A 25,909-nucleotide genomic window follows, 5' to 3' on the forward strand; every position below is an offset into this window, starting at 1 on the left:
GCCAGCGGGCCCACCAGCCGGGCCACCGCCGTCGTCATGGATTCCCTGCGGCCCACCGCACGGAGCGCCGGCAGCGCCACCAGCCCCACCCTGTGGACAGGGCTGATTTGGGTGAGCACCGGCTTCCGCCCGCTGCGGAGCGCCAGATCACTGACGACGACGGCGAGATCCCAGTCTTCGTCCAGCAGCCGGTCGCGCGCCGTTTCCAGCAGCTCCGACGGCGCGCGTCCGTCGAGGGTTTCGACCACCATCGACACGCGCCACGCGACTCCCGGGTAGGACTCACGGAGCAGGCGCGGCAGCGCATCAGTCAGATCCTGAAGCGAAGCCGGGTCAAGCGAGGGGGGTAGGACGACGCCGAGCGTCAGCTCAGGAACATCTCCGGGCTGCGGCGGGGGAGTATCAGGCACCGCTCAATGATCCACGTTTCGGAAGTTTCGTGCAGCTTCGGCGAGCTGGAGCGCATCCGAATCCGCCGTATCTGCGCAAAACTTCCCAGGGGGTCAGGCCGAGGCGAACACCTCGCGCTGAAACCGGATGTGCTCAGCGGCCTGGAGCGCGCCGCCGTTCTCATGCCCGTTGTAGGGGAAGACGTTCATGGATTTCGGCCCGGCGTAGGAGTTGTAGGCGGCGTAGACGCAGGACGGCGGACAGACGTCGTCGAGCAGTCCTACCGAGAAGAGCGCCGGCATGGTGGCGCGGGCGGCGAAGTTGACGCCGTCGAAGTAACCCAGAGTGTTGAAGACTTCCTCCTCGCGCCCGCGCTGGACGCCGAGATAGCGCACCAGCTCGCTGTACGGAGCGGTGTTCACGATCTCCGTTGCACGCCGGACGTGGGAAAGGAACGGCACGTCCACGATCGCGCCCAGCGGTGCATGCTCCAGGAAGGTGGGGGATAGGGCGGCGGAGGCCAATGCAATCGCCCCGCCCTGGCTCCCGCCGGAGATTAGCACCCGCGAAGGATCAACGAACGGGTGCGCCTGCGCCGCTTCGACCGCGCGCACCGCATCGGTGAACAGCCGCCGGTAATAATAGGTCTCAGGTGAGTCAATACCCAGCGTCAGGTGCCCCCCGAAGTGAGGCCCGCCCACACCGGGGTCGGGAGTGTCTCCACTGCGGTGACCGGCGCCCTGTCCGCGAAGATCCATAACAAAATGCGCGACGCCGGTGCTTGGGATGGCAGTCCACTCACCGAGCAGACTCCTGCCGCCGCCATAACCGATATAAGTGACGACGGTGGGCAGCGGACCGGAGGCCGAGCGCGGCCGGAGCATCCATCCCTTGATGGCGTGCCCGCCGTAGCCGGCGAAGGTGACATCCTCAGTGACCAGTTCTGAATAACCGGCTTCAACCTCGTCGAAACGGGCATCGAGTGAGAAGGCCGCCGTCTCCGCGAGGGTCTTCTCCCAGAACGCGTCAAAGTCTGCGGGTTCAATGCGATCCGGTGCGTACTGCTCGAGCTCGCGGAGGGGGAGGTCAAACTGCGGCATCTGAAGAATTCCTTCGCTCATTGTGTCTCGGAAGTATCACAGCTCACATTATTCTAGGAGTGGGCCTTGCGCATTGAGACGATTCAATTTACTCTCGATGGAGAGCGCTTTCCCGTGATGTGCACCACTGTACCAGCGGCCCAAAGAGCTTCACCTCAAATCTGAGCCGTTCCCAGGAGGACAAAGATGTTCAATAAACTTTCACGACGCGCCGGGTCCGGCGTAGCGCTCACCATGGCAGCAGCTCTCATGCTGACCGCGTGCGGCGGCAACGGCGGCGGCGAGGCCGGCGGCACCCCCGATCCGAACGAGGAAGTCACCCTCAACTTCACCTGGTGGGGCAATGAGGACCGCGCCGAGCGTTACAACGAGGCCATCGCTCTGTTCGAAGAGCAGAACCCGAACATTGACGTCAACGGAACCTTCATGGACTTCCCCGCCTACTGGGAGAAGCGCCAGACCGAAGCAGCAGGCGGCGGCCTGCCGGACGTCATGCAGTTCGACTACAGCTACCTGCGCCAGTACGGACAGAACGGGCTGTTGATGGACCTCACCGAGTACGTCGGCAACGGCCTGACCACGGACACGATCGAGGAAACTCTCCTGGCAACCGGCAAGCTCGAGGATCAGACCCTCGCTGTGCCCACCGGCTACAACGCCTGGTCGCTCTTCGAGAACCCTGCGCTGATCGAGCAGGCCGGCGTCGAGGGCTACGAAGGCGGCACCTCGTGGGAAGACTACGAGGCCTACATGGCCAACGTGAGCGAAGCCGGCGACGAAATCTGGGGCGGTACCGACTACACCGGCCGCATCCAGAACTTCGAGCTGCAGCTCCGGCAGGAAGGTCGCGAACTCTTCACCGAGGATGGCCAGCTGAACTTCACCCAGGAGGAACTCGCGGAGTTCTGGGCCAGCGCATCCGATCTGCGCGAAAGCGATGCAGTGATCCCCGGCCGCAAGCTGGAGGAAGTGGCCCCGAAGTCCGGCTTCGGCGCAAATCTGACCGCCAGCGAGATGACCTGGTCCAACTTCATGGGTGGCTACCTTGGGGACACCGGTGCTGAGGACTTGACCATCCTCGCACCGCCCACCAGCGATCCTTCCGTGAAGGACCTCTACCAGAAGCCTTCCATGCTGCACGCGGTTGGCGCTCAGACCGAGCACCCTGAAGCTGCAGTGGCTCTCGTTGACTTCCTGATCAACAGCCCCGAGGTCGGCGAGATCTTCGGCGCTTCCCTGGGCGTTCCGGCTTCGGAAACCGCTCTCGAAGGTGCCGCGCTCGAAGGCCCCGAGCTTGAGGTCAAGGAGTACCTGGATTCGGTGTCTGACCGCATCGGCGAGCCGCCTGCAGCTCCGATCGTGGGTTACGGCGCACTGGAGAACACCTTCCTGACACTCGGTACCTCGATCGGACTGGACGCTATCACTCCTGAAGAGGCCGCCCAGCAGTTCTTCGACGAGGCTGCCGTTACGCTCGGCAGCTGAACACCGACCTTAGCTATCACCGCTATTAGGAGCAGGCTATGACCACGGGATCGGCGCACGCGCCAACACACACCCGCACTACCGCCGAACCCGGCACCCGTCCGGCGGGCAACCGCCGGACGGGTGGGCAGCCCCGACGCAAAGGCAACAGGGAGAACGTCGCGGGGTACCTTTTCCTCTCCCCATGGTTGCTTGGGCTTTTCGCGCTTACTCTGGGCCCGATGCTGTACTCGCTGTACCTCGCATTCACGGACTACAACCTCTTCACAGCCCCCGAGTGGACCGGCCTGGGCAACTTCGAACGGATGGCCGGCGACACCGTCTTCTGGGGCTCGGTCCAGATCACCATGATCTACGTCCTTGTCGGCACACCCATCAAGCTGGCCGCCGCGCTCGGTGTGGCTATGCTGCTGAACTACAAGACCAAGGGCACCGCGTTCTTCCGCTCGGCGTTCTATGCACCGAGCCTCATTGGCGCATCGGTCAGCATCGCCATCGTGTGGCGGGCAATGTTCTCCGCGGACGGCCCGGTGGACAGCGGCCTGAGCCTCTTCGGCATCAACCTCGGCGGCTGGGTGGGCGTCCCGGCCCTGATCATGCCGATGATGATCCTCCTCGCGGTCTGGCAGTTCGGAGCCCCGATGGTCATCTTCCTGGCGGGCCTGAAGCAGATACCCACCGAGCTGTATGAAGCGGCGTCAGTGGACGGCGCGAAGGCATGGCGCAAGTTCCTCAGCGTCACCCTACCGATGCTCTCTCCGGTGATCTTCTTCAACCTGCTGCTCGAAATGATCGGCGCATTCCAGATCTTCGCGTCCGCCTACATCATCGGTTCAGGAACCGGCGGACCTGCCGGCGCCACCAACTTCTATACCGTTTACCTCTACACCCGCGCCTTCACGAACAATCAGATGGGCTATGCCTCGGCAATGGCCTGGGTACTCCTGATCGCCGTAGGCATCCTCGCGTTTATCCTTTTCCGCACCTCCAAGAGCTGGGTGCACTACGGAGGTGACACAAAGTGACCACGATCGAAACCAATCCGACCGCACTTCCACCGGTCGAGGCAAACCGGAAGCGACGCCAGCCCCGGCGGAGGACCGCAGCAACGGTGGCCTGGATCATCGGCATCGTGCTGCTGACCGCCGTCGTGCTCTATCCGCTCCTGTGGATGATCTCGGCTTCGTTCAAACCGAGCGCCGAGTTCGGTGCGAACAACAGCTTCCTGCCCCAGAACCCTACCTTCGATAACTTCTTCAAGGTCATGGAGGGCGTTGCCGGTATTCCCACCTGGAAGTTCTTCTGGAACTCCACCATCCTCGGCATCGGCGCGGTGATCGGCACCGTCATCTCCTCATCCATGGCCGCCTACGCGTTCGCCCGCCTGGACTTCAAGGGCCGCCCGCTGTTCTTCACCATGATGATCGGCACCCTCCTGCTCCCGTTCCACGTGCTGATCATTCCCCAGTACATGATCTTCCGTAACCTCGGGATGATTGACACGTTCTTCCCCCTCCTGGTCGGCAAGTTCCTGGCCACTGAAGCGTTCTTCGTGTTCCTTATGGTCCAGTTCATCCGTAACCTGCCCAAGGAACTCGACGAGGCAGCCCGCATTGACGGCTGCGGCCACTGGCGCATCTTCTGGTCCATTACCATTCCGCTGATCAAGCCGGCGCTGATCACCTCCTCGATCTTCGCGTTCATTTGGAGCTGGAATGATTTCCTCGGCCCGCTGCTGTACCTGAATTCGCCGGACAACTACCCGCTGCCGCTGGCACTGCGGGTGTTCAATGACCAAACTAGTGGTTCCGATTACGGTGCGACGGTGGCGATCGCGGTGCTGGCACTGCTGCCGGTCATGCTGTTCTTCGTGATCTTCCAGCGGTTCCTCGTCGACGGCGTTGCCACCCAGGGCCTGAAGGGATGACACCCCGCAGCGTCCGCAAACGGCGTGAACGACCCCAACCAGACGGCACCCAGCTCAAGTGGCCGGGTGCCGAGGGGAAGTTTGCACTGTTCGCGGAAGTGCTGTGGATAGGGATCCTTACGGTCGCCGGCGGCCTGCTGCTGGTCACGCTGCCGGCGGCGATCGCAGCCTCCAGCCGGCACCTCCACCGCTATCTGCTGGCCGAGCGTTCCACGCTCGGCCAGTGGTGGTCGGACTTCCTGTCCGCACTCCGCACCGGCTGGGTGGTGGGATTGACGACGACGGCGCTCGCCCTGGTCCTGCTCTTCAACCTCCTGCTCGCCGGCACCCAGGTGCTGCCCGGCTGGCAGGCGGTGTTCGTCGTCGGGCTCGTGGCACTGGCCGCGTTCGCGCTGACGCTGCTGCAGTCGGCGGTCCGCTGGACGCCCGAGAAGGGCTGGCGGCAGGCAGTGCGGGATGGGGTGCAGGCTTTCGGCTCGGACCCGGGCGCGATTGTCCCGCTGCTCGTCGCACTGACGCTGACCGTCATCGTGACCTGGCAGTTGCCGCCGCTGATTGTGCCCGGGATGGGCTGCCTTGTTTTTGCTGTGCTCGTTGTGAAGGAACGCGAGCGCAAGCGCTAGATCCTCAACACTCCCGAAAGGAACACCGTGCACTACGGCGGCGATTACAACCCCGAGCAGTGGCCTGAGTCAGTCTGGCCGGAAGATGTCGAGCGGATGCGTGAGGCCGGGGTCACCATGGTGAGCCTCGGGATCTTCGCGTGGTCGCGGATTCAGCCTGCGGAGGACGTCTACGACTTCGAGTGGCTTGACCGGGTCATCAATCTGCTGCATGAGGGTGGGATTGCCGTTGACCTTGCTACCGCGACGGCGTCGCCCCCACCGTGGATGACCGTTGCCTATCCGGACATCCTTGCCGCAGACGAGAACGGCGCACCGTACTGGCACGGAAGCCGGCAGCACTACGCGCCGTCGTCGCCGTCGTACCGTCGTCTTGCCTCGGCCCTGGTGCAGCGCCTCGCCGAGCGGTACGTGGACCACCCGGCGGTGGTGCTGTGGCACGTCAACAACGAGTACGGCTGCCACCTCAACCTGGACTACTCCGACTCCGCGCGCGATGCCTTCCGCGTCTGGCTCGAGCGGAAGTACGGCACGCTCGATGAGTTGAACGCTGCCTGGGGCACCTGGTTCTGGGCGCAGCACTACGAGTCCTTCGACCACATCTTCCCGCCGCGCAAAGCCCCCTACAGCCACAACCCCGGTCAGTTGCTCGATTTCCGCCGGTTCACCTCGGACATGCTGCTCGAGTGCTACACGATGGAGCGGGACATCATCCGCGCCGCCGGAGCAACGCAACCCGTCACCACGAACTTCATGGGTGCCTTCAAGCCCGCCAACTACTGGGAGTGGGCGTCGGAGATGGACGTCATCTCCGACGACTGCTATCCGGACCCGAACGAGCCCGAGAGCTTCCGTGCAGGTGCCTTTCAACGGGACCTGATCCGCTCCTTCAAACCGGACACCCCATGGCTGCTCATGGAGCAGTCCACGAATGCGCTGAACTGGCGGCCCACCAACGCACCCAAGGCGCCCGGGCAGATGCAGGCGTTGTCCATGCAGAGTGTCGGCCGCGGCGCGGACGGCATCCTGTTCTTCCAGTGGCGGCAGTCCCGTGCGGGCGCCGAGAAGTTCCACTCAGCGATGCTGCCGCATGCCGGCACGTCCACCCGTACCTGGCGCGAGGTCGTCCAGCTGGGCGAGGAGCTTGCGTCCCTGCCCGCGCTACCCGCCGGCTCGAAGGATGCCCGCGTGGCCATCGTCTTCGACTGGGAGAACTGGTGGGCCATCGAGAACCCGGACCACCCGGTTGTCCTCGATTACGTGGAGTGCGTTCAGCGCTGGTACAACGCCATCAATCGTCAGCACGTGCAGATCGACTTCGTGCAGCCGACGTCGGAGCTTGGGCAGTACGCCGTCGTCGTTGCACCCCAGCTGTACCTGCTGACAACCGACGGCGCCGCGAATCTCACGAGCTTCGTTGAGGGTGGCGGGCACCTGCTGGTCACCGCGTTCAGCGACGTCGTCGACGAGCACGACCGTTTCCGCGAGGGCGGGTTCCTCACCCAATTGGGCCCGTTGCTCGGTGTCACGCTGGAGGAATTCGGGGCCCTGGTGCCCCCTTCCGCCGCCGGACCGGGTCAGCGCACTGCCCCCATCGCCTTCGGCTCCGAAGCCTTCGACGGCCTGTACCTCGCGGAGGAGATTGCCGCCGTCGACGCAGAGGTGCTCGCATCCTTCAGCGGCGGGCGCACCGAGGGTCTGCCGGCCTTCACTGGTCGCAAGGCCGGCGCTGGCCGCGCCTACTACCTCGCAACAGTGCCCGACGACGACGGCGCTCGCCTGGTGAGTGCGCACGTGTTCGCAGGTGCCGGCGTCGTTCCTGTGCTTGAAGGGCTGCCGGAGCTGGTGGAAGCAGCGCAGCGCGGTGACGTGGTGACGCTGATTAACCACGGTACTGACGCCGTCGCAATCGAGGTGTCCGGTGTGGACCTGCTCACGGGGGAGGCCGTGGACAAGGTGCATCTGGAGTCGTTCGGGTACGCGCTGGTGCGCCGGGGGTAGGCTCCGATGCGGTCGAGTTCGCTGGGACCGCATAACCTGTTCACGACTACACAAAGGAGTGGACTTAGACCATGACGACCGCCAGTACCCAGGACCAGCCGACCGGCGATACCCCGATGCTTCCCGACGAGGGCCACGTTTCGGCAGCTGTGGCCGACGCGGTGGCGGAGCGGGCCGGTCACCTGTTTGGGCTCATGGGCAATGGCAACGCACATCTGATCAGTCGGCTCACGAGGCGCGGCTTCCCGTTCACCTCCGCCCGGCATGAATCCGCAGCCGTTGCCATGGCGGATGCGTATCACCGGGCAACGGGTGGGGTGGCTGCGGCAACCACCACGTACGGCGCGGGCTTCACCAACGCCTACACGACGCTCGCCGAGGCGCGCATCGCGCGGATCCCGCTCGTGTTGGTCGTTGGAGATGCACCGGCGGCCGGCCCGCGGAACTTCGATATCGACCAGACGAAGGCTGCAGAAGCGGTCGGGGTGACCACCCTCGTCGCCCGCCCCGGCAACGCCGCCGCGACCACTCACCGCGCCTTCGACCTCGCCCTGCAGACGGTGCAGCCCGTCATCGTCGCCATCCCGTATGACCTCGCAACGGCGCCGCTCACCGAACCCGAGCCCCTCGAACCGCTGCCCGGCAAAGCGGAGTGGCCGCCGGAGGGGACGGATCTGGAGCGGGTGGCCGAACTGCTCGCCTCGGCAAAGCGTCCGGTGGTGATCGCAGGCCGTGGGGTGGTCCTTGCGGACGCCGCAGGGCCGCTGAAAGAGATCGGCGACCGGCTCGGCGCCCTCTTCATGACCTCGGTCATGGCGATCAACGCCTTCGACAGCGAGTGGGACCTCGGCGTCGCCGGAGGCTTCACCCGCCGCCACCGCCTCGAGGTGGCGCGCAGGGCGGACGTCGTGCTGGTGGTCGGGGCCAGCATGAACATTTTCCAGACCCGGTATGGAACCCTGTTTCCGGAGGGAACCCGGATCATCCGTGTGGACAACGAGCCCGACGAAAATCACCCCATCGTTGTCGATTACATCCGCTCCGACATCCGTCCTTTCGTGGAGGGCCTCCTGGAACGGGTGCAGCCGACAACAACATCCACTTGGCGCCAGGAGATTCCCGAGGTCGCGGAGGCAGAGTTCCGGTCCTCCCATCCCATCGAGGATCCCGTCGAGTTCGGTCCCGATGGGCGGCTCAACCCGCGGGCCGTCGTCGCGGCGCTCGAGGACATCCTCCCGGCAGAGCGCTCCGTGGTCATGGACGGCGGACACTTCATCGGCTGGGCGCCCATGTACCTGTCCGTGCCCGATCCGCACGCCATGATCCTGGTCGGCACCGCCTTCCAATCCATCGGCATGGGCTTCGGATCCGCAGCCGGCGTGTCGGTGGCACGGCCGGACCGCACCACCGTCCTGGTCAGCGGCGACGGCGGCGGCCTTATGGGCCTGGCCGACTTCGAGACCTTCCTCCGCGCCACCCGTCGGGGCGTACTGATTGTGCTCAACGACTCCGCGTACGGCGCCGAACTCCACCAATATGCCGCCAAGGGCCTGCACAACCAGGCGATGCTCATCGACGAAGTGGATTTCGCCGCCGTCGGGCGTGCCCTCGGTGCCAAGGGCGCCAAGGCGCACACGCTCGCCGACCTCGCCGAACTGAAGACCTGGCTGGCAACCGGCGACGACGGTGTGTTCGTCCTCGACGTCGCCATCTCCCAGCAGGTGGTTGCCGAGTTCATGGCGGAGTCGGTGGCGATCAAGAAGTAAACCGCGTCCGGCTACTGCCCTGCGCAGTCGCGTAAGGCGGAAGCTTCATAGTCAGGCACCGGCCGGGCTTGTGCCTCCTCCAGCGTTTCCGCTATGCCGTTCTCCTCGATGTCCTCGATCAGCCAGTCCATCTCGCTAATCTCCCGCCGCTGGGCCTCGCTGATCTCGACGGCGAGCTGGCACACCCGCACGTCGGCCAGCTCGGCGCGTTCGGACCGGGTGATGGCCAGCGAGTGATGCGGGATCATCGCGCTCATGTAGTCCTGATCATCCACGGTGGTCTGGCTGCGGTCGAGGAAAGCGCCGCCGCCCAGCAGCAGGAGGCTGACCACCACCACGGCCACGTTCGCCTTTGTGTTCTTGTACATGTTCAGCATCCAGCCGAGCATGATCAACCCCATCGTGCCGCCCATGGCGAGTGTCATGAACACGCGACTCTCGCTGAAACGGATATGGCTCCATTCCCAGGAGCCGATGAACATGACAAAGTACATCACCACCATGGCGGTCAGGATCATAGCGCCGAACCGCAGGTACATGTTTCGCATCTGGTGGGATTTCCGCTCGTCCTGCCCCTGTTCGTTGGACTGCTTCTTCTCCGTGCTCGACATTGGACTCCTCCTTCAGCATCGGAGCCGGCGCCGCCGGGTACGGCTGCTCTTACCGGCTGTAATTCAACAGTAGGCTGATGAATCGATGCTCGCACCTGCGTGCCCGCCGCCTGAGGCGATCAACGCACGACGACGGCGCTCACCCCACCCTCCGCGGCAGTCACCTCATACGTGGTCGACGAACCGTCGGGGGAGGGCACCTCAACCCTGGAGCGATGCCCCTCCTCGACTGCGAAGGCGCTGAACTCGACGTTGGCTGCCCAGTCGTAGTCCGGCCGGTTGGAAACGCTTCCCAGGGGCAGGATGGTTCCTGGCCGAACGAACACGGGAGCTTCCATCACCGAGAAGGAGCGGCTGTGCCAGCGGGGGCCCTCAAGGGTGTCACCGGACTCGAGATGGGTCCACGTTCCTTCCGGGAGGTAGAACGAGTGCTCGCCGCCGGCCTCCAGCACCGGCGCAACCAGCAGGCTACTGCCGAGCATGTACTGCCGGTCGAGGTGGGCACACCCCTGGTCCGCAGGGAACTCCAGGAACATGGGCCGCATCACCGGGGTTCCGGAGGAATACGCTTCCTCGGCTGCGCCTGCCAGATACGGCATCAGATGCATCTTCAGTTCGGTGAAGTGCCGCAGCACATCCACCGACTCCTCATCCACGAGCCACGGCACCCGGTAGGAGTTGGATCCGTGCAGGCGGGAGTGTGATGAGAGCAGCCCGAACGCGATCCACCGCTTGAACATCTCCGGCTCCGGCGTGCCCTCGAACCCGCCGATGTCATGGCTCCAGAACGCGAAGCCCGAGGACGCCAGAGACAGTCCTCCGCGCAGGGATTCGGACATTGCGGCGAAAGTGGATTCGCAGTCCCCGCCCCAGTGCACGGGCAGCTTCTGACCGCCGGTGGTCGCGGACCTGGCAAACAGGACCGCTTCACCGACCCCAAGCTCCTTCTCGAGCAGCTGGAACACCGCTTCGTTGTACAACTGGGTGTAGTAGTTATGCATCCGCTGCGGGTTCGAGCCGTCATGCCACACCACATCGGTGGGGATGCGTTCGCCGAAGTCGGTCTTGAAGGAGTCCACTCCCTGCCCCAGCAGGGTGCGCAGCTTGTCCTGGTACCAGAGGACGGCGTCGGGATTGGTGAAGTCAACCAGCGCCATCCCGGCCTGCCAGAGATCCCACTGCCACACGGAACCGTCAGCCCGCTGCACCAGGTAGCCGAGCTCGCGGCCCTCCCGGAATAGGTGGGAGCGCTGTGCAATATAGGGGTTGATCCACACGCACACCTTGAGCCCGCGCTCGTGCAGGCGCCGCAGCATGCCCTCGGGGTCCGGGAACGTTGCGGGGTCCCAGACGAAGTCGCTCCAATGGAAAGCCCGCATCCAGTGGCAATCGAAGTGGAACACCGAGAGCGGCAGGTTCCGCTCGGCCATGCCGTCGATGAAGGACATGACGGTGTCCTCGTCATAATCCGTGGTGAAGGACGTGGACAGCCACAGACCGTAGGACCACGCAGGAATCCGCGAGGGCCTGCCGGTCAACTCCGTGTACCGGCGCAGGATCTCCTTCGGTGACGGCCCGTAGATCACGAAGTACTGGAGCTTCTGGCCCTCCACGCTGAACTGCGCACGGGAGACCACCTCCGAGCCGATCTCGAATGAAACCCGCTCAGGATGATTCACGAACACCCCGTACCCGGAGTTGGTCAGGAAGAACGGTACGTTCTTGTAGGCGAGGTCACTGGAGGTTCCGCCGTCCTCGTTCCAGACGTCCACCGACTGGCCGTTCTTGACGAACGCGCCGAAGCGCTCGCCGAGCCCGTACACATTGGTGCCCACGCCCAGGGTGAGCTGTTCATGCACAAAGGCGCGACCGGCGTCGTCGGTGATGAAACCGACGCTCCGCGGCACAGAACTGGTGAGCAGCTTTCCGTCGCCGGTGAAGTCAACCGTCCAGTCACCGCTCAGGCTGACGGACGCGGTGAGCGCACCGGAGGTCAGGGTTGCGTGCGTTTCGTTGACCGCGACGTTGACCGCGGGATGCGCGTCCTGCAGTTCAAACCGTGGATTGGGATCGAGTGCGCCCTGGAAATGCTCGATCGTCACGCCGATCACGCCTTCAAGCGGCGAGGAAAAGGAAACCGTCAGCTGAGGGCAGTTCAGCGCATCGCCGCGGGCATTGATCCGCTGCGTCGGCGCATAGATTTCCAGGCCGGAATCGGTGGCAACGACGTCGGAAATGTCCCGTGGGTGCAGGGCGGCGAGGCCCTTGCGGTACATCCAGTAACCGTCAGTGAATTTCATGCTGTTCCTTCAGATGGTGCGTTCAAAGTTGGTGTGCCGGTGTCGAAGCGCTTCTCTTTCGCGGACGGTTGAATCGTTACGAATGCGGATCGAAGCGTGTCGAAGCTAGGATGGAAGCCGTGGCCACCATGAATGATGTCGCCCGGGAGGCCGGGGTATCGCTGAGCACTGTTTCCTACGTACTGAGCGGAAAGCGAACCATCTCCGAAGAGACCCGGCTGGCTGTTCAGAGTGCAATCCGGAAGCTCGACTACAGCCCTCATTCCGGTGCCCGGGCGCTCGCCTCCAACCGCTCCAACGTGCTGGGCCTGATGGCGCCGCTTCGCGCGGACGTGAACGTCAGCGTGATCATGCAGTTCGTGGCGGCCGTGGTCACCACGGCGCGCACCTACAACCAGGACGTTCTTCTCTTGACCCAGGACGACGCCGGCGGACTGGAAAGAGTCACATCCCAGTCCATGGTGGACGGACTCTTGATGATGGACATCGAAGCCCGCGATCCGCGCATCCCCCTGCTCGCCAAACTGCGCAAACCGGTAGTTCTGATCGGCCTCCCGGATGATCCGCAGGGGCTCAGCTGCGTTGACTTCGACTTCGCGGGCGCCTCCCGGACGGCGGTCCGGCACCTGGTGGACCTGAATCACCGCAGTATCGGTTTCATCGGATCCCCGCAGGCCTCCCTTGAGCGCCACGCGACCTACGCCGACCGCGCCCGCAAGGGCTTCACCGAGGCCTGCGATGCCGCCGGTGTCAGCTCTACGCTGCGTGCCTGCGAGCCTTCCATGCCAGCCCTCACCGAGGCGCTCACTGCAGTGCTCGACGACGACGACGGCGCCGCCACCGCAGTCACTGCCCTTGTGGTGCATAACGAGGGACTGCTGCCGCTGCTGCATGAGGCCCTGGCCGTGCGCGGCCTGCGTATTCCCGAGGACATTTCGGTGGTGGTGATCGCACCGGAGGACGTGGCCCTCGCCGCAACGAAGCCGTGGACCGCCGTCTCCATTCCTGCGCACGACATCGGCCGCGCCGCCGTCGAAATGGTCATGGATCGGCTCAACTCGGACAAGCCGGTTGAGGTGCGGCTGATTGTCCCCACGCTGGTTCAGCGGGAGACCACCAGCGCGCGCTGACCAGTTTGCCGGCGTCATCCTTTCACCGCGCCGATCATGACGCCCTTGGTGAAGTGCTTCTGCACAAACGGGTAGACCATGAGGATCGGCACCATGGCGATCACGATGACCGCCATCTGCAGGGCGAGCGATGGCGCCACGCCCTGGCCGACGTCGATCTGCCCCGGCACGGACACACCTTGCAGCACGTAGGAGCGCAGGACCACCTGTAGTGGGTTCTTGGAGCTGTCATTGATGTAGAGCACCGCGTTGAAGAAGGCGTTCCAGTAGCCGACGCCGTAGAACAGCGCGATCACGGCAGTCACCGCCTTGGACATGGGCAGCACCATCTGGGCGAGGATGCGCCACTCGCTGGCCCCGTCGATGCGCGCGCTGTCGAGGATGCCGCGGTCAATCCCCATGAAGAATCCGCGCAGGATGATGATGTTGAAGACGGACACCGCACTCGGCAGGATCAGTGCCCAGTAGGAGTTGATGAGGCCGAGGCCGGAAACCAGCAGGTAGGACGGGATCATTCCGGCGCTGAAGAACATCGTGATCAGCAGGGTGAACAGGATCGGCGTATGAGCAAAGGAGCCCGGCCGTGAGAGACCGTAGGCGCACAGGATCGACACCACCATGCTGAGCAGGGTTCCGGTGACGGTGATGCAGACACTCACCAGCACGGCGCGGGTCACCACGCCGCCGTTCAGGATCTGGCGGTACGCGTCGAGTGAGAATTCACCCGGGATGAGGACGAGGCCGCCCGCCTGGGTGATGGTGCCCTGCGAGGAGATGCTCGTGAGCAGTATGGTGTAGAGCGGGCCGAGGACTGCGAGCACCACGAGGGTCAGGATCACTACCTTTCCCGCCTTGGTCGCAATTCCCGGTTCTTCTTCCCACGCGGGCCGCGAAGGACCGCTACGGCGGGGCCGGGCTGGCTTGATGATCGTTGTCATGACTTGGAATACACCCCGTTTTCACCGAAGAGATGGGCCACCTTGTTGGCGGCGAGAATGAGCCCGAGTGAGACGACGCCCTTGATTAGCCCGGCGGCAGCTGCGTAGCTCCAGTCACCGTTCTGGATGCCGGTGTAGTAGACGAAGGTGTCCAGCACCTCCGCAGCCTCGGCGCCAACGGCGTCGCGCTGCAGGATCATCTGCTCGAACCCGACTGTCAGTGCATCGCCGAGGCGCAAGATGAGCAGCAGGACGATAACGGATCGCAGTCCCGGAAGCGTCACGTGCCACATGCGGCGCCAGCGGTTGGCGCCGTCTACAGCCGCGGCCTCGTACTGCTCGGGGTCGATGGCGGCCAGGGCGGCCAGGAAGACGATGATGCCCCACCCCGCGTCCTTCCAGACCGCCTGGGACGTGATGAGGAACAGGAATGTATCCGGGTTGGTCATGATGTCCATGCCGCTCCAGCCGTTGGCCCGGAGCATCTGACTCAGGAGCCCCGCGCCGCCCAGCAACTGCTGGAAGACGGACACCACGAGCACCCATGAGAAGAAGTGCGGGAGGTAGACGATCGCCTGAATGGTGGCACGCATGGCCGGCCGAAGCAGGGAGTTGAGCAGCAGTGCCAGCGCAATCGGGACGGGAAAGAAGAACACGAGCTGGAAGCCCGTGATGACCAGCGTGTTGCGGACTGCGTTCCAGAAGTTCGGATCGCCGAACACCCGCGCGAAGTTCTCCAGGCCCACCCAGGGGCTGGCCGGGATGCCGATGAACGGCGAGTAGCTCTGGAACGCGACCACATTGCCGAGCAAGGGCACGTAGGCAAACACAACCAGAAGGACGACGACGGGAAGCGCCATCAGCACCAGCGAGCGGTCGCGCCGGAACCGGGCTTTCAGACCCTGCTTGCGCCGGACAGGCGGCGGGGCGGGCAAGGTCGGAACGTCGTCGTCGTGCTTGTCTGCCGCCCGGTTGCCGCGGCGGATGAAATCGGTGGTGGTCATGGCCGGTGCTATGCGGTCAGGAAGCCGGCGTAGAACTCGCGGAGTTTTTCGCCGCCGTTCTGCTTCCAGGTGGCAATCTCCGAATCGAGATCCTTGAGGCTCTTGCGGCCGCGGGCGATGTCCTTGGCGAGGTCGTCGAACGGTGCGCCGAGGGATCCGTACTGCGGCGGCTCCTGGATCTGCATGCCGAAGAAGACGTCTTCCTGGACGAAGGGGGCCTGGCGGGCTTCCCACTCGGTCTTGGCCTCGACGAAGCCGGGATACTGGACCTGCGAGTTGACGGTGGGCGGGCTGACGAGGAACTGGTACGTGCTCGTGACTTCCGCGCGTCCGAGGTCAGTCATCTGCGGGATGTTCTGGGCGTCGCGCTTGAAGTGCTTGCCCTCGACGCCGCTCGTGATGAGGAGGTTCTCTTCAGTTCCGAAGGGTGCGGCCATGAAGTTCGCGAGTGCCAGGAGTTCTTCAATCCTGGCGGTGTCCTCGGTCTTTTTGATGAAACTGAAGATTCCGGCCGGTTGGCCGCTGAATAGGGTGGGATCACCGCCGTCGGGCGCAAAGAAGTCCATCGGCTGCATGTTGAAGTCCGGGTTGGTGGGCAGTACGCGGCCGAGTGCCTCGTGCCAGCCGCCGACGCCGTCGACCGTCATCAGCGTGGCACCGGACTCGAAGCGCGGCTTTGCCTGCTGGGCGTTGCCCGCAACAGCGTCCGGGTGGACAGCGCCGGACTTGAAGAGCTTGATGATCCACTCGAGGGCGGCCCGGTATTCCTCGGTCTCGAACTTGTTCACCAGCGTGCCGTCCACGAGCTTCCACTTTGGGACGACCCCGTGCATGATCTGCGCGCCGTTCCAGACGTCCTCGGAACCCCAGCGGTTCTTCGACGGGTCAGTGATTTCCTTGGCGATGGTGATGTATTCATCTGCGGTCTTCGGCTGTTCGAGTCCCATCTCCTCGAACAGGTCCGTGCGGTAGAAGAACGCGTCATTGACCAGCGGCGTGGGCATGGGCAGCCCGTAGAGTCCGCCCTCGAAGCAGCTGTACTTCCACGCGGCCGTCGGAATGTTGGCCAGGTTGGGGTACTTCTCCACCTTGTCGCCCGCGAGGTAGGGGGAGAGGTCCGTGAACAGACCCTTGGCTGCCTGTCCAAACCGCGGCGGGATGTTCCAGGAGGGGATGACCACCCAGTCGGGAACGTCGCGCGGGGAGGCGAGGACGGTCTGGATTTTATCGCCGTAGGTATTGCCGTCATTGGCCTGGAACTCGACGGTGGCGCCAAGGCGCTCATTCACAGCCTGGTAGTACGCGTTGTCCGGCAGGCCGCGGGGAATGGCCCACCACGCGGGCGACATGGCCGTGTAGGTGCCGCCGCTTCCGGGAGGCTTCGGGACGGACTTCACCAGTTCGGTGGGGATGGTAGTGAATCCCGGCGTGGACCCGTTGACACCCGGGATGTCCGGCTGGACCAGGTTCATCGGAATGTACTTGGGCACCAGCTTGGCGACGGCTTCCGCCAACCCGCCCGCGGTCGTTGCCTGCGGAGCTGAAGCACCGGTGCTGCATGCGGTCAACAGTGCCGGGGAGGCGGCGAAGAAGGCAGCTCCGCCCAGCAGGCCGAGGAAAGACCGGCGACCGAGGGGCTTGCGGGTGATTGTGCCGTTCGCGGCGTCCGAGATGTTTGGCATGGTGCACTCCTTCGTGTCCAGGCGCGCCGATAGGGGCGCTTGCATGGTTGCAATCAGAATTGGCGGCGCGTCGTCCGGGTCGATTAGTCGAAGCGCTTCGATTGATCCAACCGTAGGGCATCTTTTGTCTCGAGACAAGAGGAAATTGTGTTGCGTATCACAGCGCGTAATGTCAGCATGGTGGTCGAACAGTGCTGTGCAAGCGCTTAAACAATTCTCCCAAGGATCGGAACTTTTTCGTGACCGAAACCCGTATGGCCATCCGTACCGCGCAGAGCATCCTCGCAACGCTCGCCCGGGCCGAGAAGATTGCTCTACTCCATCAGCACTCGCCGGCACTTCCCGACGCCGGTCTGGCCTACTTCCATACCGGCGCGGAGGCGGCGCACGGGGTTGCCTGGCTCGGTGACGCGACGGTCTTTCCGCAGACCGTCGGTCTCGCGGCCAGCTGGGACGAGGACCTGCTGCGGCGGGTGGGGCGGGCTGTCGGCGTCGAGATGCGCGCAAAAAAGGCCGCCGATCCCACCGTGAGCCTGAACGTCTGGGCGCCCGTGGTCAATCCGCTCCGGCACCCGCTGTGGGGGCGGAATGAGGAGGGATTTTCGGAGGATTCCGGGCTCACTGCTTCGCTGGCCACCGCTTACTGTGAAGGCCTGAAGGGTGATTCCGCCGAGCAGTGGCTGACCGTACCAACGCTGAAGCACTTCCTCGGGTACAACAATGAGCGTGACCGCAACGTCACCTCAAGCCAACTGCCGCCGCGCGTCCTCCACGAGTATGAGCTGCCTGCCTACCGGCTGCCCGTCGAATCGGGGGCTGCGGGCGCCGTCATGCTTTCCTACAACCTGGTGAACGGGCGGCCTGCGCATGTGTCCGACCTGGTGGCCGAGCATCTGCGCACGTGGCGGAACGGGGAAACGCTCGCGGTGGTGACGGACGCCGGCGCGCCGTCCTCCCTGTTCACAGCGGAGAAGTATTTCGACGACGGCGCCTCTGCCTATGCGGCTGCCCTGCGTGCCGGCGTTGACAGTTTCACGGACGACGGCGACGACTCCGCGCCGTCCATTGCCTATCTTGAGGAGGCGCTGGATCGCGGGCTCATCTCTGTTGCGGATATCGACGCGGCGGTCCTTCGCTTGCTCACGCTGCGTGAACGCACGGGTGAGTTCGAGCCCGACGGCGGCGTGTATGGATCCATTCCTGCTGAGGCGCTGCTGACCTCCGAGCACGCTGCGCTGGCGCGGGAAGCCGCTCGCAAGTCCGTAGTGGTTCTCCGCAACGCCGCTTCCTCCGTTGGAATCTCAGCTGATGCCGGTCCTGTCCTTCCCCTGGGGGACGAGCCGGGCGCCATCGCCGTCATCGGATCGCTGGGGGCCCACGTGCTGAGCGACTGGTACAGCGGAACTCTTGTGCATCCCGTGAGTATCGCGGAGGGCATTAAGGAGCGGTACGGCAGCGTGATCGCGGAGGAAGGGCTGGACCTCGTTGCGCTTCGCAGCACCCGCACCAACCGGTATGTGGGAGTGCCGGATGGCTCTGCGGCGCTGACAGCTTTGGCGGGGTCACCGGGTTCTGCGGAATCACTGGTGCTCAATGACTGGGGGAATGGCGAGTACACGCTGCGGTCCTCGGTGAACGGACGCTTTGTCTCGGGTGAGAGCGGGTACCTCCGTGCCACCTCGGAGCGGGTTGGTGGCTGGGTGGTTCAGGAGACGTTCGCGCTGCACCGCTCAGTTGAGGGCTCGGTCGCCCTGCGGCACATTGCCTCCGGAAAGTGGGTCCGTGTGGAGGAAGGAACAGGCAGCGCCGTGCTCGTGACGGGATCCGAGCAGGACGCGGACCGCTTCGCCCTGCGCACCATCCGGTCCGGAGCTGAAGCGGCACGCAAGGCAGCGGCGTCAGCGGATGTCGCCGTCGTCGTCGTCGGTAATGATCCGCACCTGGGCGGGCGGGAGACAATCGACCGCACCACGCTGGACCTGCCGCAGAGTGAGCAGGAGCTGATCCGGGTGGTGCGGGAGGCGAATCCGCGGACGGTGCTGGTGATCGTCTCGTCCTACCCCTACGCGCTCGGGGAGCTAGCGGAGGTGCCGTCAATAGTGTGGTCCTCGCACGGAGGGCAGGAGCTTGGGCGCGGAGTGGCGGACGTGCTCAGCGGTGACCATGAACCATCCGGGCGGCTGCCCCAGACGTGGTGGGCGCGGGATGCGGACCTCGCTGACATCCTCGACTACGACATCATCGGGTCCCGGTCCACCTACCACTACAGCACTGCTGAACCGCTCTACCCGCTGGGTCACGGGCTGGGTTACGCCGCTGTGGAGTACGAGTCGGCATCGTATGGTGACGGTGTGCTCGCGGTGTCCGTGCGGAACGCCGGTGGGCGGGATGTTCATGAACTGGTGCAGGTGTATGGCACCTCGGATCTGCCGGGCTACCCCAGGCGGCGGCTTATTGCGCACGCGAGGGTGTCGCTGAAGCCAGGGGAACGGACGGTGGTTTCGATTCCGGTGGCCGAGGAGAAACTTGCAGTCTTCAGCCCGGCTGCGGGGCGAATGCTGGTGGAGCCGGGAACGTATGACCTGCTGATTGGACGTTCCGCGGTGGACCTGCCGTTGGCGGTTGCCCTCGAGGTGTCCGGCTCGGGTAGTCCGGCGCGGACGCGTGGCTCCTGGATCCGGGCTGAACTCTTCGACGAATCCGTAAACGCCCTGCTGGTGCCGGAGACGCCCCTGCAGGGGACTGCCGTGACCGTCGCCGACCCCGCCCTGCTGCGTGCTTTGCTGACTTACCGCGGGTGGGGCGGGGATGCGCCGGCGTCGGTCTCGGTGCGCATTGCCCGGAGTGCCGGTGGGTTGCTGCGGATTGTGGTTCCCGGGCCCGCGGATACGTGGCGGGAATGGGGTAGGGCGTCCGTTGCGGCTGGGTACGCCGGGGACGTGGAGATTCCTCTTGCCGGGGGTTATGATGCCATGCCGGCGGTGGTCCGGCTGGTTATTGAAGGAGGCGTCACCGTGAGCGAGCTTCTGGTTCCTGCCGCCTGATCCAGCTCCGGTTGCTGGCTACTTTTCCTCGGGCGCTGCCGGTCCCTCGCGTTCCTCGTTTCGTCCCTCGTTGGCGTCTCCGTTGCGTTCAGCGGCTCGTCGCCGCAGGAAGCGCCGCGCCGGTCCGGCCCAGGACAGGAGGAGGAGAATCGTGAAGAGGTGGTTGACCAGACCGCCGAGCACCTGAAACGGAATGATCTGCACGAGCGCGGTGACAACCAGCACACCGAGCAGGACGTTCTTGATGATCTTGAGTGCCTGCGGGCTCAAGGGTCGCGGCCATTCGATCATTGCCGTAAGTTCGTCATGCCTGTGCGCGCGTTGCATCGGTCCCCTCTCCTCCCTTAAGGCTATCGCGCCGGCGTGCGGCCCGCTGCCCGTGCGGCCCTCGCGCTGCCCGCAGAAAATGCCCGGAGGTGCAGGGCTGCCGCTTCGAACCGGCAGCCCTGCACCTCCGGGCAGTTTCTGTGTCCGAATCCTCGGCGACTTATCCACATACCCCAGGTACTCGGCCCGCGAGGCCCAACGGCGTTCCATCCTGAGGAGATGAAATCGACTGACTGGCTCACCCGCGGGGACGCTCTCTGGCTCACGGAGACGCTCCTGGACAAGGGGCTGACCACGCGGAACATCCAGGCTCTGGTGAAGTCGGGCCAGCTCGTGCGGCTTCGGAGGGGCTGCTACATGTCAGCCCGAGCCTGGAAGAAGCTGACGCCCAATGCCAGCGCTCTCCGACTGGTTCACGCCCACAAGCACGCCACGGTTGCAACGGCTTCAGGCTCCGGAACGTACAGCCACGCTACTGCTGCCCGGGCCCATGGGCTCCACCTGTGGGAGGTGGACTCAGTCATACACCTGACACAGCCGTCGAACATCTCAGCCACAAGTCATGCGCCGGACGTCCGTAACCATCAAGCGCGGCTGGAGCACTTCGAGGTGACGCGCTGTGCCAAGCTGCGGGTCACGTCCCTGGAGCGGACGGTAGTGGATTGTGCCCGAATACTCCCGTTCAAGCAGGCGCTGATTATCGCTGAGCATGCGCTTCACCTCGGCGCAGATCCGGAATTGATCTGGAAGACCATCGACCGTTTGGCCGGCTACAAAGGCGTCGCCCGGGCCAGGAGGGTAATGACGCAAGCCAGTGTGCTGTCGGAGTCCCCCGGCGAAACGCTCACCTGGTACTTCCTGAGGAAGATGCGCCTGCCAATGCCGGTTCAGCAATTCACCGTCCACACGAACAACGGGGCGCATCGATTGGATTTCGCCTGGGAGGGCATCAAGCTCGCGCTGGAGTTTGACGGTCGAACGAAGTACTTCGACTATGCACCGACGGACGAGGTGCTCTTTCAGGAACGGCGCCGGGAGAAGGCGCTCATGGAGCAAGGGTGGACGTTCATCCGCATCGAGTGGAAGGACCTCTTCGACGAGGCTCGCCTTAAGGAAAGGGTGCTAAGCGCGATCCGCCGAGCAGAGCTGAGTCGGGCAGCGTGATGGCCCCGCGGCCGTCCCCCTAACCCGCAAAAACTGCCCGGAGGTGCAGGGCTGCCGCTTCGAACCGGCAGCCCTGCACCTCCGGGCAGTTTCTGTCCCGGGTCCGGTTGACTCACATCACATCTAACCCCTACCATTTCATTATACAGAAAGTTCCTTCCACATTACGGAAGAACGATCAGGCCGAAAGAACGCAAAGGGATCGACGATGACCTACACCGTGAACTGCTCCATCCTCCTCACCGAACTGCCGCTGCTGGAGCGGCCGGCTGCTGCGAAGAAGGCCGGCTTTGACGCCGTCGAGTTCTGGTGGCCGTTCGAAACCTCCACGCCGTCCGAGGCTGACCTGCAAGTCTTCGAGGGCGCGATCACCAATGCAGGCGTCCAGCTCACCGGCCTCAACTTCAACGCCGGCAATATGCCCGGCGGCGATCGCGGACTGGTCTCCTGGCCGGAGCGGCAGGATGACTTCCGCGCGAACGTGCCGGTCGTCGTCGGGATCGGTGAGCGGCTGGGCTGCATGGCTTTCAACGCGCTGTACGGCAACCGGATCGATGGCGTGAGCGCCGAGGAACAGGACGCGGTCGCCGTCGACAATCTGGCTTTCGCGGCTGACGCCGTTGCTGCAATTGGCGGCGTTGTTCTTGTGGAGCCGGTCAGCGGTGCCGAGAAGTACCCGCTGCTCACGGCACAGGACGCGCTGAACGTGATCGCGAAGACCGGCAAGAGCAACATCAAGCTCCTCGCCGACTTCTACCACCTGGCGGTCAACGGCGATGACGTTGCGCAGGTCATCGCGAACCACGCCAAGGACTTCGGCCACATCCAGATTGCCGACGCCCCCGGCCGCGGAGCTCCCGGAAGTGGCAACCTCCCGCTCGGAGAGTGGATCTCCCGCAGCCGCGAACTCGGGTACGAAGGCTACATCGGGCTCGAGTACAAGGAACCGGCGGACACCGCCTTCAACTGGGCCATCCGCGAACACGCCTCCCGCTAATCCCCACCCGCTCCCTAACCTCGCAAGCTCGGCCAGGGAACCTAAGCGGGCGTGGGCCCAGCACAACACTCAAGGACAAACAGAATGAGCAAAGTAACAGTCATCGGACTCGGCATCATGGGCCTGCCCATGGCCATCAACCTCGTCAAGGCCGGCCACACCGTCACCGGCTTCAACCGCAGCTCCGACAAGATGGACAAGCTTGTTTCCGAGGGCGGTTCAGCGGCAACCAGCATCGCTGACGCCGTCAAGGATGCCGACGTCGTCATCACCATGGTTCCGGATTCACCGGATGTCGAGGGCGTGGTGAGCGGGGACGACGGCGTTTTCGCCAACGCGAAAAAGGGCGCCCTCTGGATCGATGCCAGCAGCATTCGCCCGGATGTCGCGGTTGAGCTTTCCAGGCAGGCGCGCGACGCCGGTCTCAAGCCGCTGGACGCGCCGGTTTCCGGCGGCGAGCAGGGCGCCATCGACGCCGTCCTCTCGATCATGGTCGGCGGAGAGAAGGAAGACTTCGACGCCGCACAGGACGTTTTGGCCGCCGTAGGCAAGACCATCGTGCATGTGGGTCCGTCCGGCTCCGGCCAGACCGTGAAAGCCGCCAATCAGCTCATCGTCGCCGTCAACATCGGCGTCCTGTCTGAAGCGATCGTCTTCCTCGAGGCCTACGGCGTAGATACCGACGCCGCCCTCAAGGTCCTTGGCGGCGGTCTCGCCGGCTCCAAGGTGCTCGACCAGAAGGGCCAGAAGATGCTGGACCGCAACTTCGACCCGGGCTTCCGCCTGGCCCTCCACCACAAGGATCTCGGCATTGTCACCTCAGCCGCCCGCGAAGCCGGCGTTGCCACCCCACTGGGTGCCGTCGTCGCGCAGTTGGTTGCCTCGCTCGTCAACACGGGCGACGGCGGCCTCGACCACTCCGGCCTCTTCAAGCTGATCAACCAGCTGTCCGGCAAATAGACCCCAAACTTTCGTGCAGATCAGGCGAGCCGACGACGTCGGAAGTCACCTTAGCTGCGCAAAACTTCCCGAAGTAGGAGCACACCATGCCTAAAATGCGCGCTGTCGACGCAGCCGTTGCGATCCTGGAGAAGGAGGGCGCCACCACGGCGTTCGGCCTGCCCGGGGCAGCAATCAACCCCTTCTATTCCGCGATGCGCGCCCACGGCGGCATCCACCACGTCCTCGCCCGCCACGTTGAGGGCGCCTCGCACATGGCGGAGGGTTTCACCCGTGCCAAGCCGGGCAACATCGGCATCTGCATCGGCACCTCCGGCCCCGCCGGAACCGACATGATCACCGGGCTCTACTCCGCCATGGCAGACTCCATCCCCATCCTCTGCATCACCGGCCAGGCACCTGTGGCCAAGCTGCACAAGGAAGATTTCCAGGCCGTGGATATCGCCTCGATCGCCGGACCGGTCACCAAGATGGCCGTGACCGTCATGGAAGCGGGCCAGGTTCCCGGCACCTTCCAGAAGGCGTTCCACGAAATGCGGACCGGCCGCCCGGGCCCCGTGCTGATCGATCTGCCGATCGACGTCCAGCAGACAATGATCGAGTTCGATCCTGACACCTACGAGCCGCTCCAGGTCCACAAGCCGGCAGCCACGCGCAAGCAGTTGGAGAAGGCCCTGGACATGCTGACGGCGGCTGAGAAGCCTCTGATCGTGGCCGGCGGCGGCATCATCAACGCCAACGCCTCCGAGCAGTTGGTGGAGCTCGCCGAACTGCTGAACATCCCCGTCATCCCGACCCTCATGGGCTGGGGCACCATCCCCGACGACCACGAGCTGATGGCAGGCATGGTCGGCCTGCAGACCTCGCACCGCTACGGCAATGCGACCATGCTGGAGTCGGACTTCGTGATCGGCATCGGCAACCGGTGGGCCAACCGCCACACCGGCGCCCTGGACGTCTACACCAAGGGCCGCACGTTCGTGCACATCGACATCGAGCCCACGCAGATCGGCCGCGTCTTCGCGCCGGACTTCGGCATCGTGTCCGACGCCGGTGCCGCCCTCAGCGGTCTGGTCGAGGTTGCCCGCGAACGCAAGGAGCAGCAGGGCCTGCCGGACTGGAACGCCTGGGTGAAAGACTGCGCGCAGCGGAAGTCCATGCTGCAGCGCAAGACCAACTTCACCAACGTTCCGGTCAAGCCGCAGCGTGTGTACCAGGAGATGAACAGCGCCTTCGGCCGGGACACCCGTTACGTTTCGACCATCGGGCTTTCCCAGATCGCCGGCGCGCAGTTCCTGCACGTCTACGAGGCGCGCAACTGGATCAACTGCGGCCAGGCGGGCCCGCTGGGGTGGACCCTTCCCGCAGCGCTGGGCGTGGCCCAGGCAAGTCCGGGGGAGACCGTCGTCGCGCTTTCCGGCGATTACGACTTCCAGTTCATGATCGAAGAGCTGGCCGTCGGCGCCCAGTTCCAGCTGCCGTACATCCACGTAGTTGTGAACAACTCCTACCTCGGCCTCATCCGCCAGGCGCAGCGCGGGTTCGAGATGGACTACCACGTGTCCCTCGCCTTCGAGAACGTGAATGCACCCGAGCTTGACGGCTACGGCGTGGACCACATCAAGGTCGCTGAGGGCCTCGGCTGCAAGGCGATCCGCGTCCGTGAGGCTGATGATCTGCAGGGTGCTTTCGAGAAGGCCCGCGCCCTCATGCAGGAGTACCGCGTGCCGGTGGTCGTGGAGGTCATCCTCGAACGCGTCACCAACATCTCGATGGGCGCCGCGGGAATCGACGCAATCAACGAGTTCGAGGACCTTGCCGAATCCTCCGACGACGCCCCCACCGCCATCTCCCTGCTCGTCTAGAGGACTGGTTCAATAGCGTCATGCGAATCGTCATTGCACCGGACAAGTTCAAGGGCTCGCTCACGGCTCCCGAGGTGGCAGAACGGCTACGTGCCGGGCTGCTGACAGCGGACCCGGCGCTCACAGTGGACACTGTCCCAGTGGCCGACGGCGGTGAGGGCACACTCGATGCCGCCCTCGCCGCCGGGTTCGACCGCCATACGGTTCCAGTCTCCGGACCGACGGGCGAACCAATCGAAGCTCCGATTGCCATTCGCGGTTCCACGGCGGTGATCGAGATGGCGCTCGCGTCCGGCCTTGCCGTTCTCCCCGGGGGAGTGCTGCGGGCCCGCGAAGCGACCAGTCTCGGCACCGGTGAACTGATCCGCTACGCGCTTGACTCCGACTGCACCAGCATTGTGCTGGGCGTCGGCGGCAGCGCGAACACAGACGGCGGCGCCGGGATGCTTACCGGCCTCGGCGCCGCTTTGCTTCGACCGTGAAGTTGGAGACACCGATTGAATGGACGCGGCCGCGCTTCTGCAATTCAACGAGCGCCTTCCATGTGTCCACATACTTGCCCTGCTTTGGCTGGAGCCAATGGATCAGGTAGAGG

The 25,909-nt window shown here is 64.5% G+C and carries 19 protein-coding genes and 3 pseudogenes; 13 read left to right on the top strand and 9 right to left on the bottom strand.

Annotation, left to right across the window (positions count from 1 at the left end; translation table 11 throughout):
- A pseudogene (locus P4U43_RS13300) lies at positions 1-410 on the bottom strand (hypothetical protein); the annotation flags it as partial.
- Positions 411-503: 93 nt separating this feature from the next.
- Positions 504-1,490 carry an acetylxylan esterase gene (locus P4U43_RS13305; protein ID WP_277359151.1) on the bottom strand — a complete coding sequence of 329 codons (987 nt, stop codon included), beginning with the start codon at positions 1,488-1,490 and terminating at the stop codon, positions 504-506.
- A gap of 186 nt (positions 1,491-1,676) precedes the next feature.
- On the opposite strand from P4U43_RS13305, the gene P4U43_RS13310 reads away from it, so the two are divergent.
- The 6 genes from P4U43_RS13310 to P4U43_RS13335 all read left to right on the top strand — a co-directional run bounded on the left by P4U43_RS13310 (position 1,677) and on the right by P4U43_RS13335 (position 9,292).
- Positions 1,677-2,975 carry an ABC transporter substrate-binding protein gene (locus P4U43_RS13310; protein ID WP_277359152.1) on the top strand — a complete coding sequence of 433 codons (1,299 nt, stop codon included), beginning with the start codon at positions 1,677-1,679 and terminating at the stop codon, positions 2,973-2,975.
- A 38-nt stretch (positions 2,976-3,013) separates the two neighbouring features.
- Positions 3,014-4,000, top strand: a complete 987-nt coding sequence (locus P4U43_RS13315; RefSeq protein ID WP_056545161.1) for a carbohydrate ABC transporter permease — start codon at positions 3,014-3,016, stop codon at positions 3,998-4,000.
- Positions 3,997-4,902, top strand: a complete 906-nt coding sequence (locus tag P4U43_RS13320) for a carbohydrate ABC transporter permease (protein ID WP_277359153.1) — start codon at positions 3,997-3,999, stop codon at positions 4,900-4,902. The genes P4U43_RS13315 and P4U43_RS13320 overlap by 4 nt, the downstream gene beginning before the upstream one ends.
- Positions 4,899-5,525 carry a hypothetical protein gene (locus P4U43_RS13325; RefSeq protein ID WP_277359154.1) on the top strand — a complete coding sequence of 209 codons (627 nt, stop codon included), beginning with the start codon at positions 4,899-4,901 and terminating at the stop codon, positions 5,523-5,525. The genes P4U43_RS13320 and P4U43_RS13325 overlap by 4 nt, the downstream gene beginning before the upstream one ends.
- Before the next feature lie 27 nt (positions 5,526-5,552).
- Positions 5,553-7,526 carry a beta-galactosidase gene (locus P4U43_RS13330; protein ID WP_277359155.1) on the top strand — a complete coding sequence of 658 codons (1,974 nt, stop codon included), beginning with the start codon at positions 5,553-5,555 and terminating at the stop codon, positions 7,524-7,526.
- A 71-nt stretch (positions 7,527-7,597) separates the two neighbouring features.
- Positions 7,598-9,292, top strand: coding sequence for a thiamine pyrophosphate-binding protein (locus P4U43_RS13335; protein WP_277359156.1), 1,695 nt, complete (start codon positions 7,598-7,600; stop codon positions 9,290-9,292).
- Between the two features lie 11 nt (positions 9,293-9,303).
- On the opposite strand, the gene P4U43_RS13340 is transcribed toward P4U43_RS13335, so the two are convergent.
- Positions 9,304-9,903, bottom strand: coding sequence for a DUF305 domain-containing protein (locus tag P4U43_RS13340; protein WP_277359157.1), 600 nt, complete (start codon positions 9,901-9,903; stop codon positions 9,304-9,306).
- A gap of 119 nt (positions 9,904-10,022) precedes the next feature.
- Positions 10,023-12,203 (bottom strand): alpha-xylosidase, encoded by a 2,181-nt coding sequence (gene yicI / locus P4U43_RS13345; protein ID WP_277359158.1) that lies wholly within the window; start codon positions 12,201-12,203, stop codon positions 10,023-10,025.
- A 128-nt stretch (positions 12,204-12,331) separates the two neighbouring features.
- On the opposite strand from yicI, the gene P4U43_RS13350 reads away from it, so the two are divergent.
- Complete coding sequence (locus tag P4U43_RS13350) at positions 12,332-13,333, top strand: LacI family DNA-binding transcriptional regulator (RefSeq protein WP_318533034.1); 1,002 nt, start codon at positions 12,332-12,334, stop codon at positions 13,331-13,333.
- Positions 13,334-13,347: 14 nt separating this feature from the next.
- Here P4U43_RS13350 and P4U43_RS13355 read toward each other — a convergent pair whose 3' ends face one another.
- Genes P4U43_RS13355 through P4U43_RS13365 form a run of 3 tightly spaced genes read right to left on the bottom strand, consistent with a single transcriptional unit; the run spans position 13,348 to position 16,957 of the window.
- Positions 13,348-14,271 carry a carbohydrate ABC transporter permease gene (locus tag P4U43_RS13355; protein ID WP_277359160.1) on the bottom strand — a complete coding sequence of 308 codons (924 nt, stop codon included), beginning with the start codon at positions 14,269-14,271 and terminating at the stop codon, positions 13,348-13,350.
- A complete protein-coding gene (locus tag P4U43_RS13360; RefSeq protein ID WP_277359161.1) occupies positions 14,268-15,275 on the bottom strand; it encodes an ABC transporter permease in 1,008 nt (335 codons plus the stop codon). The genes P4U43_RS13355 and P4U43_RS13360 overlap by 4 nt, the downstream gene beginning before the upstream one ends.
- Before the next feature lie 8 nt (positions 15,276-15,283).
- On the bottom strand, positions 15,284-16,957 hold the full coding sequence (locus P4U43_RS13365) for an extracellular solute-binding protein (RefSeq protein ID WP_277359162.1): 1,674 nt from the start codon (positions 16,955-16,957) through the stop codon (positions 15,284-15,286).
- Between the two features lie 239 nt (positions 16,958-17,196).
- Here P4U43_RS13365 and P4U43_RS13370 point away from each other — a divergent pair, with 239 nt between their 5' ends.
- Entirely contained in the window at positions 17,197-20,001 is a 2,805-nt protein-coding gene (locus P4U43_RS13370) for a glycoside hydrolase family 3 C-terminal domain-containing protein (RefSeq protein ID WP_277359163.1), read from the top strand.
- Positions 20,002-20,019: 18 nt separating this feature from the next.
- On the opposite strand, the gene P4U43_RS13375 is transcribed toward P4U43_RS13370, so the two are convergent.
- Entirely contained in the window at positions 20,020-20,328 is a 309-nt protein-coding gene (locus P4U43_RS13375) for a hypothetical protein (RefSeq protein ID WP_277359164.1), read from the bottom strand.
- 219 nt (positions 20,329-20,547) lie between these two features.
- On the opposite strand from P4U43_RS13375, the gene P4U43_RS13380 reads away from it, so the two are divergent.
- The 5 genes and pseudogenes from P4U43_RS13380 to P4U43_RS13400 form a co-directional block, all read left to right on the top strand.
- Positions 20,548-21,492, top strand: coding sequence for a hypothetical protein (locus tag P4U43_RS13380; protein WP_277359165.1), 945 nt, complete (start codon positions 20,548-20,550; stop codon positions 21,490-21,492).
- Positions 21,493-21,700: 208 nt separating this feature from the next.
- Positions 21,701-22,489 carry a hydroxypyruvate isomerase family protein gene (locus P4U43_RS13385; RefSeq protein WP_277359166.1) on the top strand — a complete coding sequence of 263 codons (789 nt, stop codon included), beginning with the start codon at positions 21,701-21,703 and terminating at the stop codon, positions 22,487-22,489.
- Between the two features lie 51 nt (positions 22,490-22,540).
- Positions 22,541-23,449, top strand: a complete 909-nt coding sequence (locus P4U43_RS13390; protein WP_277359167.1) for a 2-hydroxy-3-oxopropionate reductase — start codon at positions 22,541-22,543, stop codon at positions 23,447-23,449.
- An 86-nt stretch (positions 23,450-23,535) separates the two neighbouring features.
- Positions 23,536-25,314 (top strand): glyoxylate carboligase, encoded by a 1,779-nt coding sequence (gene gcl / locus P4U43_RS13395; protein WP_277359168.1) that lies wholly within the window; start codon positions 23,536-23,538, stop codon positions 25,312-25,314.
- A 20-nt stretch (positions 25,315-25,334) separates the two neighbouring features.
- A pseudogene (locus P4U43_RS13400) lies at positions 25,335-25,787 on the top strand (glycerate kinase); the annotation flags it as partial.
- Here the strand turns inward: P4U43_RS13400 and P4U43_RS13405 are convergent.
- Positions 25,774-25,909, bottom strand: a pseudogene (locus tag P4U43_RS13405) (aldo/keto reductase); the annotation flags it as partial. The pseudogenes P4U43_RS13400 and P4U43_RS13405 overlap by 14 nt on opposite strands.

Origin of the sequence: Arthrobacter vasquezii, assembly GCF_029455255.1 — a bacterium.
Classification (GTDB): domain Bacteria; phylum Actinomycetota; class Actinomycetes; order Actinomycetales; family Micrococcaceae; genus Arthrobacter_D; species Arthrobacter_D parietis.